The sequence below is a fragment of the Pseudomonas sp. A-RE-22 genome (assembly GCF_019956035.1).
GTDB lineage: Bacteria > Pseudomonadota > Gammaproteobacteria > Pseudomonadales > Pseudomonadaceae > Aquipseudomonas > Aquipseudomonas brassicacearum.
On the sequence record NZ_JAHBCZ010000022.1, the window covers coordinates 103,076 to 118,756 of the forward strand.

Sequence of the window (15,681 nt, forward strand, 5' to 3'; positions counted from 1 at the left end):
CTTGGCCCGAAACTACACGCCGTAAAAAATATTGGCAAGACCAATTAATAAAAATATTGATTGGACTGACCAAATTCAATCTGGACGTCGCCCGGCGCTGCATCTTGAGTGAACCCAGGTCCATCCCGACAGGTCACTCGTTTATCAGGAACGAAAAACAGGATGGACCCTCTGATGCGACCTATCGATCTCGCCAGCCTCTCCTTTGCCGCGCTGCTGTGCGTGGCCTGTTCAAGCCAGCCGCCCGCCAAATGGAGCTACGCTGACGCCCAAGGACGGGCCAATCTCCCCCCCGATCAGGCCTATCCCGAACTCTTTGAAGCGGTGCAACGCGGGCAGGTGTTCACTGACCAGAAGCATTTCGTGGACGCACTGTCCAACCGTGACCCGGCGCAGATTCGCGCCGATTACCTGGCCCGACGTAACAGCGATGGCTTCGATATCAAGGCTTTCGTGAAAGACAACTTCATCGAGTCCGGCGAAGCCGAAAGCCCGGCTCCCAAGCCCGGTGCTCCGATCGAGGCACACATCGACAGCCTCTGGCCGGTACTGAGTCGATCCTACAGCCAGGTGCCGGCCTACAGCAGCTTGTTGCCGCTGCCGCAGCCCTATGTGGTGCCCGGTGGACGCTTTCGCGAGATGTATTACTGGGATTCGTATTTCACCATGCTGGGGCTTGAGCAGAGCGGTGATAAGGCCCAGGTCCGCCAGATGACCGACAACTTTGCCTACATGATCGACACCTACGGCCACATTCCCAACGGCAATCGCACCTACTACCTGAGCCGGTCGCAGCCGCCATTCTTTGCTTACATGGTGGAGTTGCAGGCGCGTATCGAGGGCGACCAGGCTTATGGACGATACCTGCCGCAGTTGCAGAAGGAGTATGCCTATTGGATGGCGGGCGCCCAGGCACTCAAGCCCGGCACGGCTGAGCGGCACGTGGTCAAGCTCGCCGATGGCAGTGTGCTCAATCGCTATTGGGATGCCAGCCCGACGCCTCGACAGGAATCCTGGCTGCAAGATGTCAACACCGCCGAGCAGGCGCCGGACCGGCCCAGGGAAGAGGTCTGGCGAGACCTGCGCGCCGGCGCCGAAAGTGGCTGGGACTTCAGCTCGCGCTGGTTGGACGATGGCCACAACCTGGCGAGCATTCGCACCACCGCTATCGTGCCGGTGGATCTGAATAGCCTGATCTATCATCTGGAAAACACCATCGCCAAAGCCTGCGAGACGGTGCACAACAGCCCCTGCGTCCAGGCTTACGGCCGGCGCGCCGAACTGCGCCAGCGTGCCATCGAGAAGCACTTGTGGAATGCCGACAAAGGCTTCTACGTGGACTACGACTGGCAACGCAACCAGCCACGCCAGCAGCTCACGGCCGCGACGCTTTTCCCGCTGTATACGGGGCTGGCGTCTGTCGAACATGCCAATCGCACCGCCGATGCGGTACGTGATGGCCTGTTGCGCCCCGGCGGCATCGCCACCACCCAGGTCAGTAATGGCCAGCAGTGGGACGAGCCCAATGGCTGGGCACCGTTGCAATGGGTCGCGGTGGAGGGGCTGGACCGATACCGGCAAACCGCCCTGGCGCAGCAAATTGGCAGCCGCTTCTTGCAGCAGGTCGAGAACCTTTACCGCAAGGAAAACAAACTGGTGGAGAAATACGATCTGTCCGGGCGCGGTGACGGCGGGGGAGGCGGCGAATATGAACTGCAGGACGGTTTCGGCTGGACGAATGGGGTGACGCTCAAACTACTGGGTAAATATGGCGCGACTCCCCCAACCCTGATGGGCAAGTGAATGCCGTACACATCTCTGTGGGAGCGAGCTTGCTCGCGATGACGGCGTGCCAGCCACCCTCAATGTTGCTGAACCACCGCTATCGCGAGCAAGCTCGCTCCCACAGGGGGATGTGTGGCGTGGTCAAGTCGCACCATCACCTTAGTAGGAAGGTGGGCTCGCTATTCATGGATCGTCACCCGATTGCGCCCGCTCTTCTTCGACGTATACAGCGCCTGGTCCGCCCTGGCGATCAGGTCGGCGTGGTCGTTCGAGGGTTGGCTCAGGTCGGCCACCCCCAGGCTGATGGTGAAGCGGATGGCCTGGTCGTTGTAGTGCACTTCCAGCGTTTCGACGGCCTTGCGCAGGCGCTCGGCGAAAATCTGCGCGCCGGCCTTGTCGGTGTCTGAGAGCACCACGCCGAACTCTTCACCGCCATAACGCCCAGCCACGTCGGCGTCGCGCACATGCTCGCGCAGTAGCCCGGCGACATGCTCGATGACCTTGTCGCCGGCCTGGTGACCGTAGGTGTCGTTGACCCGCTTGAAGTGGTCGATATCGAGCATCACCAGGCTCAACGCATGGCCGTAGCGCTGATGCCGGGCGTAGGCGGCTTTCAGGTTGGCCTCCCAGTGACCGCGGTTGTACAACCCCGTCAGTCGGTCCGTGCTGGAGAGTTTTTGCAGCTGTGCATTGGCGGCCTGGAGCTGATGCCGGTTGGTGGCGACGTCGGTGACGTCGTAGATCACCAGGCAGATGTGCTTGATGGTGTTGTCGGGCGAGCGCAGCGGCAACAGCGTGGTGTTCTGGTACATGAACGCTTCCTGGCCGGTAATCGGCTGGTAGCTCTTGAACCGAATCAGGTACGGGCGCTGCTCCCAGACCGTGAACGCCGGCGTGCCCAGGGTCGCGACACTTTCCACCTTGCGGCTGAACCATTGGCGATCGATTTCAGGGAACAGAGTGAAAAAATGCTGATTGTGGGCGCCCTTGGGCTGCACCCCGGAGCGGTTCTCCATGAAGGTGTTCCAGACCTGCACGCGGTACTCGCGGTCGAGCACCACGACACCGACGTCGATGCTCTGAACGATGGCCAGCAACCAGTGAAACTCGTTCAGATCGATGGAATCGTTCATGGCTCAGCTCATCAGATAGGCGAGTTTGTGGGTCAACCGTTCGATGGAGTCTTCCGTGAACAGCAGCAACAGGTCGAAGCGAATATCGTGCCCTTCCAGGCTGTAGCTGATTTCCACCGCCAGGGTCTTTTTCCAGTGCTTGCGGTTGACCTGGATCAGTTCCTCGATGGCCGCGTGCTGGCCGAGAATCTGCGGATGGCCCTGGGAAAACACCACATCGATTTGTTCGGCAATGCTGCTCAGGCACGCACCGATCAAGACGCTGGAAAGGTCCAGCAACATTTCCAGGTCCGAATAATCGGCGCTCTCGCGCTGCATCAGTTGCGCGATGTCAGCGATTTCCGAGTCATGGAATATCAGCAGGGCTTCGCCGGCGATGCCGCTGCCGATGAAACCCTGGCAGATGGCCGTGAGTTGCTGGGAGCTGCCGACGTCGTTGAGCGCCATATGCAGTTCCCCGACCTCGAGAATGTTCACGTTCGGCACCGGTAACTGCACAAAGACCCCCAATACCTTGGCGATCAGGGCCGCTGCCCGGCCGATGGCCACGTTGACCGTCTCGCGGAACACATCGTGAAAACTGATGGCCGTGTTCGTGGCCGAACGATTCTGCAGCGGCACCTGGCCGGATTGGGTCAGTAGCCCCACCCGGATGAGGGTCTGGCGCAGTTCGTTTTCGTCGAAAGGCTTTTTCAGGAACGCCAGCGCGCCCAGCTCAAGCACGCGGCGCACCGCCTCGTCCTGGATGTCACCGGAAATCACGATGACTTGCGCCTGCAATCCCTCGGCGCGCAAGGCGCTCAACACCTGGTAGCCATCCATCTCCGGCATGGTCAGGTCGAGCAGCACCACTTGCCCCAGGCCTTGGCGTATGGCGTCCATGGCCTGGCGCCCGTTGACCGCCTCGGTGACCGAAACCGGCCAATCTGTCGGCAGCGCGCGCAACACCTGTTTGCGCGCCATGTTGGAGTCGTCACACACAACCAGGGGAATCAACGGCACAGGGGCATCCATTGGCGTTCAATGGCAGGGGAGGTCCTACGTACATCATTCATAGGCAGGCAGGGGCCCTTTGATTAACGAACGGGATTTATCAGGCATTGCGTCGTGCATGAAAGACCTGCATGACACTGTTGTATTAAAAACTGGACCAATAAGTCAGGGGAGTCAACTGCACTTCGTCATTACAACCAGCGCAAAGCCACGGACGACGTGCCGATTGGCAGTGGCAGACGCAGTTTGTGGTCTATAGTTTTCTGCAGGTCCGGAATCCTTCAGTGCCGGCGATCAGGAACCACGGACGCCTCGGAGCGTTGCCGCGTTGGATACCCGCAGGCCGTCAGCAGTGAACAATGCAGGGAGCACATCATGGCGATCCAACGGGCGAGTGTACTGACGTCGGCCCAGGATGTTGCCCCTCGTGAAAACGCCTTGTCCGATGCGACGAGCGATCTGTTTCGGCGCGGCTTCGACCAGGTCAAGGAAGCCTACATTCTGTTCCCGCTGCTGGCGGTTCTCCTGCTGTCGGTCATCTGGGCGGGCACCCTGTACCTGATCAAGTTCGAACAGGCCCGCGCGCAGCAGGGCATTGCCGAGGCGAGCCTGGAAATCGGCGCCACCTACGAAGCGCAGATCCTAAGGGCGGTGCGTGAAATCGATCAGACCCTCAAGCTCGTCAAGTACACCTACGAGTCCGAGCGCGAGCCAAACCCGCTGCCCAAGCTCAAGGCCCGTGCCTTGCTGCCTTCACCCTACTTGTTTGATGTCAGCGTGGTCGATGCCAGTGGCCTGGTCGTCGCCAGCACCCAGTCGAGCGAAGTCGGAAACCGGATCGCCAAGGATGAGCTGCAAACGGTGGGGCGTGACACTGCACTGTCGATCAGCCGCCCGTGGAAAAGCCCGGCGACGGGGGAGTGGAAGTTGCGTTTCAGTCGACGGCTCGACACGGGGGATGGCGCATTCGCCGGGATCGCCATGGTCGAAGTCGATGCGGCCTATTTCGTCAGCAGTTATGACACCTCCAAGCTTGGCAATCAGGGCTTGCTCGGTCTGCTGGGCATCGACGGTGTCTTTCGGGCACGGCGCAGCGGGGAAGCGATATCGGCGGGCGACGAGGTCGATTACGCCGTCGTGGTGCCAGACACTGAAAACGCTGAAGCCGTACGCTTGATCAACGGACCGGACGGTGTGCGGCGCTATATCAGCGCCCGTCAGCTCTACGATTTTCCGCTGGCGGTGATTGTCGGCTTATCCGAAGAAGAACAGCTGGCCACGGTGAAGCGACAAGCGCGCACCTACCTCTGGCGGACCGCGGGCGGCAGCCTGTTGCTGGTGTTGTTGGCGGGGCTGCTTGCCCGGATGAGCTGGCAACTGCTGCAAAGCCGCCTGCGCGCTGGTGAAGCGAAAGTCGCCTACGCCGAAAATGTCGAGTACCTGGCCTATCACGACGGCCTTACGGCGTTGCCCAATCGCAGTCTGTTCAGCAAGCTGTTGAGCCAGAGCATTGGCGAGGCGAGCCGTTATCATCGGCAACTGGCGGTGCTGTTCCTGGATCTCGACCGCTTCAAGCAAGTCAACGATACGCTTGGGCACGATGCTGGCGATCAATTGCTCAAGGAGGTCGCGCTGCGACTCAAGGCGTGCCTGCGCACCAGCGATACGGTGGCCCGATTGGGCGGCGACGAATTCGTGATCCTGCTGCCGGAGCTGTCCGATGACAAGGACGTGGCAACCACCGCCCAGAAAATCCTGGGTGCCATTGCCCGGCCTTTCAACCTCCAGGGGCAGGAGTTCCGGGTGACCGCCAGTGTCGGCATCAGTGTTTTCCCACAGGATGGCCTGGACGAGCAGACACTCAAGAAAAACGCCGATATCGCGATGTACCAGGCCAAGCAATGCGGCAAGAACAACTTCCAGTTCTACTCCGCGAAGCTGAACGCGGACTCACTGGAACGGTTGACGCTGGAACTGAGCTTGCGCCACGCGCTGGAGCGCCACGAGTTCCAGCTTCACTACCAGGCCAAGCGAGATATCGGCAGTGGCCGCATTACCGGCATGGAAGCGCTCCTGCGCTGGAATCATCCGGACCTGGGTATCGTGGCACCGATGCAGTTCATCCCCGTCGCGGAAGAGACCGGTTTGATCGTGCCGATCGGCAAGTGGGTACTCAAGACCGCCTGCCAGCAAAACGTGGCCTGGCAGCAACAGGGATTGCCGCACCTGGGGGTCGCCGTGAACCTCACGGCACGGCAGTTTGCCGATGAGAACCTGCTTACGGACCTGGCTGAGATATTGGCCGAAACCGGTATGGATGCACGTCTGCTGGAGCTGGAGATCGCCGAGAGCCTGCTCATGCAGGACGTCAAGAGAGCGTTGAGCGTGTTGACCGGGCTCAAGCATCTGAGGGTCCGCATCGCCATCGATGATTTCGGCATTGGCTATTCTTCGCTCTCTGCCCTCGAGCAGTTTCCGCTCGACGCCATCAAGATCGACCGCTCGTGTATTTGCGATACCAGCAGCGTGTTGGAAGACAAAGCCTTGACCGAGGCCATTATCGCCATGGGCCGGACCCTCAGCCTGACCGTGGTGGCCCAAGGCGTGGAAACCAAGGAGCAGGCCGATTTCCTGCGCGACAATGCCTGCGACGAGTTCCAGGGTTTTTACTTCAACAAACCGGTTCCCGCCGATCAGTTCAAGGTGTTGCTGCAAGCCCAGGCGGCTGACACGGATCTCGATACCTAAGGCCCGCGCTTATTGCGGGTCAAGCGGCAGCGCCCTGACGCTGCCGTCCACCTCCCGAGCATCGATATAGCCAATGGTGCCGGGGTTCTCTGCAACACGCTTCTTGACCTCCGAACTGCTTGAAACAGCCTGGGGCGGTTGGCCTCTGCCGGTAAAGATGATTTTCGACCAGTGCGCCTTGAGCTGGGAGGCGGACTTGCCTGTGAACGTTGTATAGAACTCATCGCGGGTCGGCGAGTCTTCCGTCAGGTCAATGGGAGTCGCCTGTCCGCCGTCGGGGAAGCGACTGGTCTTGCCGAGGAAAATATCCGACACCTGATTACGCGCGAGCGCTTTCACCGGGCTGGACGTGGCGACGACCACGACCACGTCGGCCTTGACGGCAGCGCTGGCTGCGCACATGGCGAGCCCCGCTACGGCGAATCCGATGAGCCTCACAAACCACATGGCCCGCTCCATCAGAATACAAAATCGACAGCTAGGCTGATGACGTTGAATGAGCCCCCAGGCTCGAAGTCCGGTTGGGGGTTGATCAACGGACCGACCGAGTTACCCTTGAAACGTGTGTGATCGTATTGCAGCTTGGCGTCCATGTTCTTGGTGAAGTCCCAGCGCACGCCCAGAGAAAGGGTCTGCTGGCCTTCGTTTGAGCCCAGGACAGAGTTGAGCGCACCATTGAGCTGCGCAGCGGCACCCGCCAACTCCGGTGGCAAGGCCGATGTCGTCAAGCCCGGGCTGGAGACTTCTGTTTCGGTCTTGGACCGAGCGTAGGTGACATAGGGGGTGAACGCTTCAATGCGGTATCCGCCGCTGATGTACCAGGCGCTGGTCCTGCCCAGGCCGGAGCGGCTATCCAGGCGCCCCCATTCGCTCATGACGAACCAATCGCCCGGATCATAGCTGGCACCTACTCCAAAGAATTCGACGGGCGTGTCATCGGAGTCGTAGCGATCGGCGATGGCGATGCCTTCTGCACCAAACTCCCTGAACGTATCGAAGAGTGAGTTGAACTGCTCCAGGGTCAGGTCGGCTTTCATGAAGGTGATGCGTGTGGTCAGGACGCCGAACTCGGTGGTGTTGGTGACTCCCCAGAAATTTCTCGTCAGTGCTTTGCCGGCGCCATCAGGCTGGCGGCTGTCGGTCTGGCCGTAGTGAGCCTGTACGGTATCGGTGATTTCATCGATATGAAACCGGTAGCTGCCATCGATGCCGTCGCTGCTGGAAATCGGCATCAGGCTGTAGACCTCCATGGGCGCCCGCGCCCAGGGCAGGGTATAGCCCACTTTTCGAGTGTCGGAGACCAGGAAAGTCGGCAATACGGTACGGCCAATGCGTGCGTTGAAGTCCGGCGTGAACTGGTACTTGATGTTGGCCCACTCGACAAAGGGCCGGTAGCTGTTGTCGTAGCGCTGCTCTGAAATGACCTGCACCACAGCCGACAGCTGCGGGGTGAACGTGGCGGTCAGTTGGGCGCCGATCAGGCTGTCGACGTCGGCGCTCCAGTTGCGTGAATGTCCTGCGCCATTGGGTTTGAAGATACTGGTGGTGAAGTCGGCTTTTTTCTCGCTGGAGTGGACGATCCCCACCGTGCCGAAGCTGCTCAACGAGAATATCGACGTATCGGCTGTATCGGCGCTGGAACCGCCGGCATACAGCGTCATGACGGCCAGGGCCAGTGTATTGGGTCTTGTCGCCATAGGGTCAACGTGACCTCGTTGCATGGATCGCCATTCGTCTGTTCCTTGTAACGTTGGCTGAAGCTGCCTGAAACCACCGAAGCGTAGCCTAGATCGCCAATTTGAGCGTAAAGGTCGCTCCCGTTCCCGGGCCATCGCTGTGGGCCTCCAGCGAGCCACCCATCTCCATGGCCGCCAGGACGCAGCTGTGCAGACCAAAACCATGGCCGTCCTTGCGCGTGGTAAAGCCGTGGGCAAAGATCCGTGTCAGGTTCTCGGGCGCGATGCCTTCGCCATTGTCGATGACCTTGATCACCAGGGTGTCTCCTGGGTGCAGCTCACTCTGAAGGATGATTTGATGGGCAAGCTCCGGCTTGTCATCCATCGCCCTGCTGGCGTTTTTTATCAAGTTGACCAGGATCAGCAGCACCCGGTGCTTGTCCAACAGCAGCAGGGGCGTTTCGGCAAAGTTTCGCACCACGGTTATCTGGCGCGCCGCGATGATGCCGGCGTTCATGCGCAGGGCATCCTCGATCAGTTCCTTAATCTGCACGGTTTCGGCAATGGTGGAGGTGCCCGCATACGATTGCTGGGCGGAAACGATTTCCTTGATGTGGTCAACGCTTTTAGTCAGTTGGCCGAGTTCCTCGGTCATGCTCTGTTGCTCGACCGCCAGCGCGTCCACCAGTTGGTTCAGGTAGCCGGGCAGCAGCTTGCCTTTTTCGTCGTGGGAGATGAAGTCGCCGAGGTCCTCGGCATGCTCGTTCATCATTTGCACCGCTTTGCCGAGCCCCAAGGCCTTGCTGGTACGCAGCTTGCGGGTGACCAGGTCGGCGGAGATATTCACGCTGTTGAGCACATTGCCCACGTTGTGCAGGACGTTGGTGGCGATTTCGGCCATGCCGGCCTGGCGGGCGGCCGCTGCCAGTTGCGTCTGGGCTTCGGCGGCGCGCAAACGGCTCTGCGCCAGTTGCCAGCTCATCCGGGCGAGCAGGCTCACCAACAACACCAGCACCAGGCTGCCGCCCGCGGCGCGCCAGAGATAGGTGCGTGCTTGCTGATTCACCGCGGCCAGTTGCTCTTGCTCGGACAAGCCGACAATCACCGCCAACGGAAAGTCGTAGAGCTGGCGGGCACTGGTGTAGCGCCGCACTCCGTCCCACCCATTGACCGAGAGCACGGCCTCGGTGTTTTCGGCGTCCGGCACCACGGCGCTGTAATCGACCGTATCGCCAGCCAGTACCGTTTCCCCGGTGCGCCGTACGCGGAAGATGCCATCGGTGCCAAGGAGCCCGAGCGCACCCTGGTCGCCGAGTTTCGAGGCGTCGTAGCTGCTGACGAAGTAGGCGGCATCGACCTCGACCCTGGCGATCCCGGCAAGCCCGCCATCCGCCGCGTCGAGTCGCCGACTGAAGCGCAAGCGCCATTCCCCGGTGACAGGGCTTTTCCACGGGTGGCTGATGGACAGCGAGTCGCTATGGCGCAGCGTTTGTTGCTCATCCGGGTCCGCGATATTTTCCCGGTCGTTGGTCCGCGTGCTTGCCACGAGCCTGCCGTCCGGGTTGACCACACTGACGTCGAACACCAAGGCCGGCGGCAACAAGGCCCGCTCCTGGAGACGGCGCAAGGGATTGGGCTCACCCTCTGCTTCGTAGGTGTATTTGACCAGTTTGAGGGTTTGATCGATTTCGTGAATGGCGCGCAACATTTGCGCTTCGTAGGTGGCGCCCATCTCCAGGCTTGCCGTCGCGGCGCTCTGCTGCGCGCGGGCATGTTCAACCTTGATCAGGTACAGGGTCGCGGCCCAGATGGCCAGCAACAGCAGCGCGGCCAGCAACGGGAACAGAATGTAGGCTTCCTTGGCCTGGTCGAAGCCGAACCGAAACACGCCGGCCTCGGTATCGCCATCCATCGCTGGATGATGGGCAGGGCCAGGGGCCAACCTCAGTGTCTCAGGCCGCTGGATCGGCATGGTGTGCTCCCTGCATTATTCACTACCGAAGGCTGGTGGGCATCCGACATGGTTACGGCTCGAGGGGGTGTTGCTCCTATGGCCCGAGCGAAACTCTGGATATGTCAGGAACTATAGACCACAAAACCTGCATGCCAATGGGCGAATGGTGCCTAGATTGATAGGTGCACAGGGGGCTTTGTGGCGAGGGGATAAATCCCCTCGCCACAGGTTATTCAGCGTTTGCTCTATTGGGCTCACACCGCTTGTTTGACCTTGCGATGCACCCACTGCGCCTCGTCCCGCAATTCAAGGACTTGCCAATGGAAGTGCTCCAGGGAGGCGCTGTGCCCGACACTGATCAGGATCGTGTCCGGCAGCGTTTGCTTGAGCAGTTGATAGCAGCGCGCTTCGTTTGCCGCATCCAGCGCCGAGCTGCTCTCGTCGAGAAACAGCACCGCAGGTCGGGTCAGCAGGGCCCTGACGAATGCACAGCGTTGCTGTTCGCCGACGCTGAGGGTCTGCGTCCAGTCCCGTTCCTCCTCCAACTGATCGGCCAGGTGTTGCAGGCCGACTTGCTCCATGATCTGGCGCAGCGCCGCATCTTCTTCGCGGCGGGGCGGTTTGGGATACCACAGCGCCTCGCGCAGGCTGCCCAACGGCAGGTAGGGTTTTTGCGAAAGTGTCAGGGCGCGCTCACGGTCATAGCTACTTGAACCGCGAGCGTGATGCCAAAGCCCGGTAATCGTGCGGATCAGCGTCGATTTGCCGTAGCCGGACGGCGCGCTGATCATCAGGCTGTCGCCGGGCTTGAGGGAAAGGTTGAAGCCTTTGAACAATGGCCGACCGTTCGGCAGCCAGATGTCCAGGTCCTTGATGTCGAGGCCGCTGGCCTGTTGCTCGTGCCTGACCTGGGACTTGACCTCGACGTTATCCAGGCGCTCCTGGAAACCGACCAGCCGGTCGATCACCGACTTCCATTCCGACAGCTCCGGGAACACGCTCACCAGGTAGGCGATGGCCGCGTGCACTTCGCCGAAGGCCGCGCTTATTTGGGTCAGACGGCCGAGGGGAAAGGCGCCGGCAAAGAACTGTGGGGCCATGATGAACATCGGGATGACCGTCGCGCTGCGCAAGTAGAAGGTCGAGTAGCCCATGATCAGCTTCTGTTTCTTCACCAGCGCCCAGAAGTTCTCCAGCGCCGCCTCCAGGCGACGGTTGAAGCGTTCGTTCTCCACGACTTCACCCCGGTATTGCGCCACCGAATCAGCATTCTCCCGCAGGCGGATGAGCGAGAAGCGAAAATCCGCCTCACGCCGCTGTTGCATGAAATTGAGGCTGGGCAGCGCGCGGCCCAGCCAGAAGGCCAGGCCGGTGCCCGCCAGCGCATACACCAGGGCGACCCACACCAGCAGCCCCGGAATGACCACCGATTGGTCGTTGAACGGCACGCTGACGAGGCTGGAGGCCTGCCAGAGGATATGCAGGAAGGAAAACAGCGACACCACCGACGTCAACAGGCCCAGGCTCAACTTCAGCGACTTGACGATAAACAAGTCGATGTCCTCGGCGATCCGCTGATCAGGGTTGTCGACCTCGGTTTCGGTCAGTTTCAGCTTCTGGTAGCGCTGGCTGCCCAGCCATTGATCGAGCAAGTTGCGGGTCGCCCAGCGCCGCCAGCGGATGGTCAGCTTCTGCTGGAAGTGAAACGCGCCCACGGTAAAGGCGGCCGTGCCGATCTGCAGCAGGATGAATTGCAGGCTGCCGATCAGAAAACCGTGATAGTCCAGGGCCTGCAAGGCGTTATAGAAGTGCAGGTTCCAGAAATTGGTGAGGATATTGACGCCGACCAGGCACAGGGTCATCAGCACGGTGGCCAACAGCAGCAACAGGGCCGGGTACTTTTCCCCGGAGGCCCAGAAAGGCCGCGCGAGACGCCAGAAATTGCGAAGTGTGTGCATGTGGTCTTGGTAAGCCTGGTCGCTAACGACGTTGAGTTTGCAAGGGCGGGAGGATAGGATCAGCCAATGCTAATCGTTTGCATTAATTAGGGAAAGCCACGGGAGCCCCGTTATCGAATTTCCAGAATGGCTTAACCAGGCCTGGCCGCCGATACAGCGGGTTATCCGGCAGGCACCTGGCGACCAGCCTGCCATCGCGTTGAGCCAGCTTGCCGACCCTGCCGTACTGCAACCCTTGCTGAGCCGGTTTGCCCTGCGTTACCCGGGGGTGAACCGCGCCGCCGTGGTCTCGCAGTGGTCGATGAACTACATGAGTATTGTCCTGCCGGCCACCCTGGCCTGCGTGCTGACGCGTCATTGCGCCATCGAGTTCTGGGGCGAAGACGCGCTGCTGCTGCACGACGACGGTCAACCTGCGGCACTGGGCCTGGCCACCGGGCTGTCGGCCTTGGGTGCGGATGATCGTGCCGCGTACTGGTCGCGATTGATCCACGAGCACCTGGCGCCGCTGTTCAGCACCTTGGCTGCCGCCGGTGGCCTGGCCCCGAAGATATTGTGGGGCAACTTCGTCGCCATCTGGGACGGCGCGTTCGCCAGGATGGACCCCGACCTGTCCAGGGACGGCTTCGCCGAGGCGCACCAGTGGCTGGAACACGTCACGGTGAACAACGGACGCTTGAAGCTGCGAGGCCTGCAACGCATGGTCGAATCACCGGCGCCGCAGATTTGCCCGTGCTTGCCCCTGCGCCGGCATTGCTGCCTGCATTACCAGCTGCATGAGCCGGTCGAAGGCCAACCGCCAGTGCTCTGCGAATCCTGCCCCAAGCTGCACCGCCTGCCGGTGGCGGAGCAGGTGAGCTATCTGCATTACATCTATGAGTAGGGGGGGGCGCGTCGTTTTCTTTTGGGGTTGGATTGGATTGGATTGGGTGCATATCCGTTGCTGCGGTAACGGCTGCTTAGGGTTCCGCCCTGACGGCGGCTCACTTTTGAAAAGCCCGGAAGCCGGCCCAGTCAAAAGTAAGCAAAACGCTTTTGCCCCACCACTTGGCACCTCGCTTCGGCTCGGTGTGCCCTCACTCCGGCATTGCTCCGTGGGCCGCCGCGAAGGGCCATCCTTGGGCCCAGCGCGGCTATCCCGGCATCCATGCCGGGATGCCCACTGCGCAATGCCTGCGTTCGGCCATCGTGGTTAACGGGGCGCCGAGATCAACGTCCACCGCGAGGCGGCCTAACAGCCGACCTGGTTCTCCCGGTCATACACCCATCAGAACTGTGGGAGCAAAGCTTGCTCGCGATGGCGGTGGCTCAGTCGCATGGATGTTGGGTTTGCTGGCCTCATCGCGAGCAAGCTTTGCTCCCACAGGTGATCTTGGGTGTTCATGAGTTCTGTGTTCACTGCGGCCCATTGTGGGAGCGAGCCTGCTCGCGATAGCCGTGGCGCAGTCACATAGATGCTGGACATGCCCCGCTTTTGCTTTGCTTTAGATCTTGATCTGAGAGCCCCGTTAAACCACGCTGGCCGGAGTGAGGGCATGCCGAGCCCTAGCGAGGCACCGAGTGGTGGGGCAAAGCGTTTTTGGTTACTTTTGGCTGGTCCGGCTCCCGGCTCTTCCAAAAGTGACCCGCCGTCAGGGCGGAACCGCCAGCCGCCGTTACCGCAGCAACGGATATACACACCATCCGTCCGGAAAAAAGGCGAGTAGCTTTATCAAAAAAACGACGCTTTCCATTTCTGAAAGAAGCGCCGTAAGTGAACAGCATTACCCACAATGTTCAGGGCTTCCTCAAGACAGCATTTCGGCCACGGGCATCGCATCAGCCTGCGGGGCGACTTCGCTGAGCTTGCCATGTTCGATGCGGATCAGCCGGTCGGCCAGGCCGAAGTAGGCGTCGTCATGGGAGATGACGATCAGTAATTTACCGCGCTTGCGCAGGTCCGGCAGGATCCGGGTGTAGAAAAAGTGCTTGAACACCGGGTCCTGGTCGGCGGCCCATTCGTCGAACAGATAGCAGGGACGATCATCCAGGTACGCGCTGAGCAGCGCCAGGCGCTTGCGTTGCCCGGTGGACAGCGCCAGCGTTGTCAGCTTGCCTTCCTCGATTTTCACCTTGTGGTCCAGTTGCAAGTGCACCAGGTAGTCCTGGGCCTGTTTCACCAGGTGTGGATCGTCGCCATCGAACAGGTTTTCGAACAGGCAGAAGTCGGTGAAGATCGCCGAGAAGTGCTGTCGGTAATGGTGGTTGTCATTGCTCGAAGACACTTGCTCGTCGAGCATGATGTCGCCGCTTTCCGGCCGGTACAGCCCGGTCAGCAACAAGGCCAGGGTCGTCTTGCCGCTGCCGTTGCCGCCGGTGATGAACACCACTTCGCCGGCATTGAGGGTGAGGTCGATGGGGCCCAGGGTGAAATGACCGTCCTCGCGCTCGCGGTAATAGGTGTGAGTGACCTGGCGGCACACCAGGCTGCGAACCTGGGTTGGCGAGATCGTGTCGAGGGCCTCGTCGGCGGTTTGCATCTCGCCTTCCAGGGCGCGGATCTTGTTCAGCGCCACGCTGGCCCGGCCGAGGGTCGGCAAGGCGTGCATCAGTTCCGACAGCGGCGTGATCATGTAGAGGATCGCCAGGATATAGCCGGTGACCAGGCTCACGCCCAGCTCGATGAAGTGCGGCGCGGCGAACAGCACCACGCCGATCAGCATGTAGAACACCGCATTGCCCCAGTTCAGGACCAGGGCGTAGATGCTCATGCCCCGGACAAAATCGCGGCGATATTGCTGGCTCACCGGTATCAGCAGGCGGGTGAAGAAGTGCTGCCGGCGCGGATGGTTGAGTTGCAGTTCCTTGCTGCCATCGGTGAGCAGGCGGTATTGATTGAACAACTGGTCCTTGAGCTCGCGAGCGCGGGAAATCGAGGTCAGTGCCCGGCGTTGCGGCCAGTGAAAGCTCAGGCTGCCGAGGGCGATCAGCAGCAGCGTCAGGCCCAGCAGCGGCATGCTGAGCCAGCCCAGGTAGCCCAGGCATGCGACGATGATCCCGACGTTGACCAGCAGGATCGGCACCAACTCCACCGCTTGGCTGATGGTTTGCGTATCGTCGGTGAGCATTGCCAGCAGGCGATGTTTGCCCAGGCGCTGCAATTGCGCGTAGGGCGTGTCGATCAGCTTGGCGCTCAGGTGCAGGCGCATGTCGTTGACCGCGGCCTGGCCCAGGCGTAGCAGGCTGATGTCGGAGACTATCCGCGACACCGCGACCAACACCACCAGGCCGGCGAAGAGCAGGCCATCCACTGGGCGCAGCTTATCGAACACCTCCAGGCTGTGGTTGATGTTGGCGATCAGGCCGGCCGCTGCGAGGCCGCAGGTCAGCCCCGTCAGGGTCGCCACCAGCAGTGCGCGCCATGAGCGTTTAGCCATGAGTAACAACAGATCCAT

Annotated in this window: 10 protein-coding genes; 3 read left to right on the forward strand and 7 right to left on the reverse strand. The window is 60.9% G+C overall.

From position 1 onward, the window contains the following. Positions 1-174: 174 nt before the first annotated feature. Positions 175-1,803, forward strand: coding sequence for an alpha,alpha-trehalase TreA (gene treA, locus KGA89_RS12650; RefSeq protein ID WP_223471706.1), 1,629 nt, complete (start codon positions 175-177; stop codon positions 1,801-1,803). Between the two features lie 161 nt (positions 1,804-1,964). Here treA and KGA89_RS12655 read toward each other — a convergent pair whose 3' ends face one another. Next, positions 1,965-2,918, reverse strand: a complete 954-nt coding sequence (locus KGA89_RS12655; RefSeq protein ID WP_223471707.1) for a GGDEF domain-containing protein — start codon at positions 2,916-2,918, stop codon at positions 1,965-1,967. Positions 2,919-2,921: 3 nt separating this feature from the next. Further along, entirely contained in the window at positions 2,922-3,932 is a 1,011-nt protein-coding gene (locus KGA89_RS12660) for a response regulator (RefSeq protein ID WP_038859032.1), read from the reverse strand. A gap of 354 nt (positions 3,933-4,286) precedes the next feature. Between KGA89_RS12660 and KGA89_RS12665 the strand changes: the two genes are divergently transcribed. After that, the gene (locus KGA89_RS12665) at positions 4,287-6,659 is read left to right on the forward strand and encodes a putative bifunctional diguanylate cyclase/phosphodiesterase (RefSeq protein WP_223471708.1); all 2,373 of its coding nucleotides are present in this window, start codon (positions 4,287-4,289) and stop codon (positions 6,657-6,659) included. Between the two features lie 9 nt (positions 6,660-6,668). Here the strand turns inward: KGA89_RS12665 and KGA89_RS12670 are convergent, their stop codons facing one another. From KGA89_RS12670 to KGA89_RS12685, 4 genes are all read right to left on the reverse strand, one after another. Beyond that, complete coding sequence (locus KGA89_RS12670; RefSeq protein ID WP_223471709.1) at positions 6,669-7,106, reverse strand: substrate-binding domain-containing protein; 438 nt, start codon at positions 7,104-7,106, stop codon at positions 6,669-6,671. Positions 7,107-7,117: 11 nt separating this feature from the next. Continuing rightward, positions 7,118-8,356: a porin gene (locus KGA89_RS12675; protein WP_123423049.1), complete on the reverse strand. Its 1,239-nt coding sequence runs from the start codon at positions 8,354-8,356 to the stop codon at positions 7,118-7,120. A gap of 88 nt (positions 8,357-8,444) precedes the next feature. Continuing rightward, a complete protein-coding gene (locus tag KGA89_RS12680; protein ID WP_038856853.1) occupies positions 8,445-10,307 on the reverse strand; it encodes an ATP-binding protein in 1,863 nt (620 codons plus the stop codon). Positions 10,308-10,543: 236 nt separating this feature from the next. After that, the gene (locus tag KGA89_RS12685; protein ID WP_223471710.1) at positions 10,544-12,247 is read right to left on the reverse strand and encodes an ABC transporter ATP-binding protein/permease; all 1,704 of its coding nucleotides are present in this window, start codon (positions 12,245-12,247) and stop codon (positions 10,544-10,546) included. Positions 12,248-12,446: 199 nt separating this feature from the next. On the opposite strand from KGA89_RS12685, the gene fhuF reads away from it, so the two are divergent. After that, positions 12,447-13,130, forward strand: coding sequence for a siderophore-iron reductase FhuF (fhuF, locus tag KGA89_RS12690; RefSeq protein ID WP_223471711.1), 684 nt, complete (start codon positions 12,447-12,449; stop codon positions 13,128-13,130). 904 nt (positions 13,131-14,034) lie between these two features. On the opposite strand, the gene KGA89_RS12695 is transcribed toward fhuF, so the two are convergent. After that, on the reverse strand, positions 14,035-15,681 hold the full coding sequence (locus KGA89_RS12695) for a cyclic peptide export ABC transporter (RefSeq protein ID WP_223471712.1): 1,647 nt from the start codon (positions 15,679-15,681) through the stop codon (positions 14,035-14,037).

What these genes read in the sequence shown, in the direction of transcription:
- treA (WP_223471706.1), top strand. Translation starts at nt 175, where the DNA reads ATGCGACCTATCGATCTCGCCAGCCTCTCCTTTGCCGCGCTGCTGTGC.
- KGA89_RS12655 (WP_223471707.1), bottom strand. Translation starts at nt 2,918, where the DNA reads ATGAACGATTCCATCGATCTGAACGAGTTTCACTGGTTGCTGGCCATC.
- KGA89_RS12660 (WP_038859032.1), bottom strand. Translation starts at nt 3,932, where the DNA reads ATGGATGCCCCTGTGCCGTTGATTCCCCTGGTTGTGTGTGACGACTCC.
- KGA89_RS12665 (WP_223471708.1), top strand. Translation starts at nt 4,287, where the DNA reads ATGGCGATCCAACGGGCGAGTGTACTGACGTCGGCCCAGGATGTTGCC.
- KGA89_RS12670 (WP_223471709.1), bottom strand. Translation starts at nt 7,106, where the DNA reads ATGTGGTTTGTGAGGCTCATCGGATTCGCCGTAGCGGGGCTCGCCATG.
- KGA89_RS12675 (WP_123423049.1), bottom strand. Translation starts at nt 8,356, where the DNA reads ATGGCGACAAGACCCAATACACTGGCCCTGGCCGTCATGACGCTGTAT.
- KGA89_RS12680 (WP_038856853.1), bottom strand. Translation starts at nt 10,307, where the DNA reads ATGCCGATCCAGCGGCCTGAGACACTGAGGTTGGCCCCTGGCCCTGCC.
- KGA89_RS12685 (WP_223471710.1), bottom strand. Translation starts at nt 12,247, where the DNA reads ATGCACACACTTCGCAATTTCTGGCGTCTCGCGCGGCCTTTCTGGGCC.
- KGA89_RS12695 (WP_223471712.1), bottom strand. Translation starts at nt 15,681, where the DNA reads ATGGATCTGTTGTTACTCATGGCTAAACGCTCATGGCGCGCACTGCTG.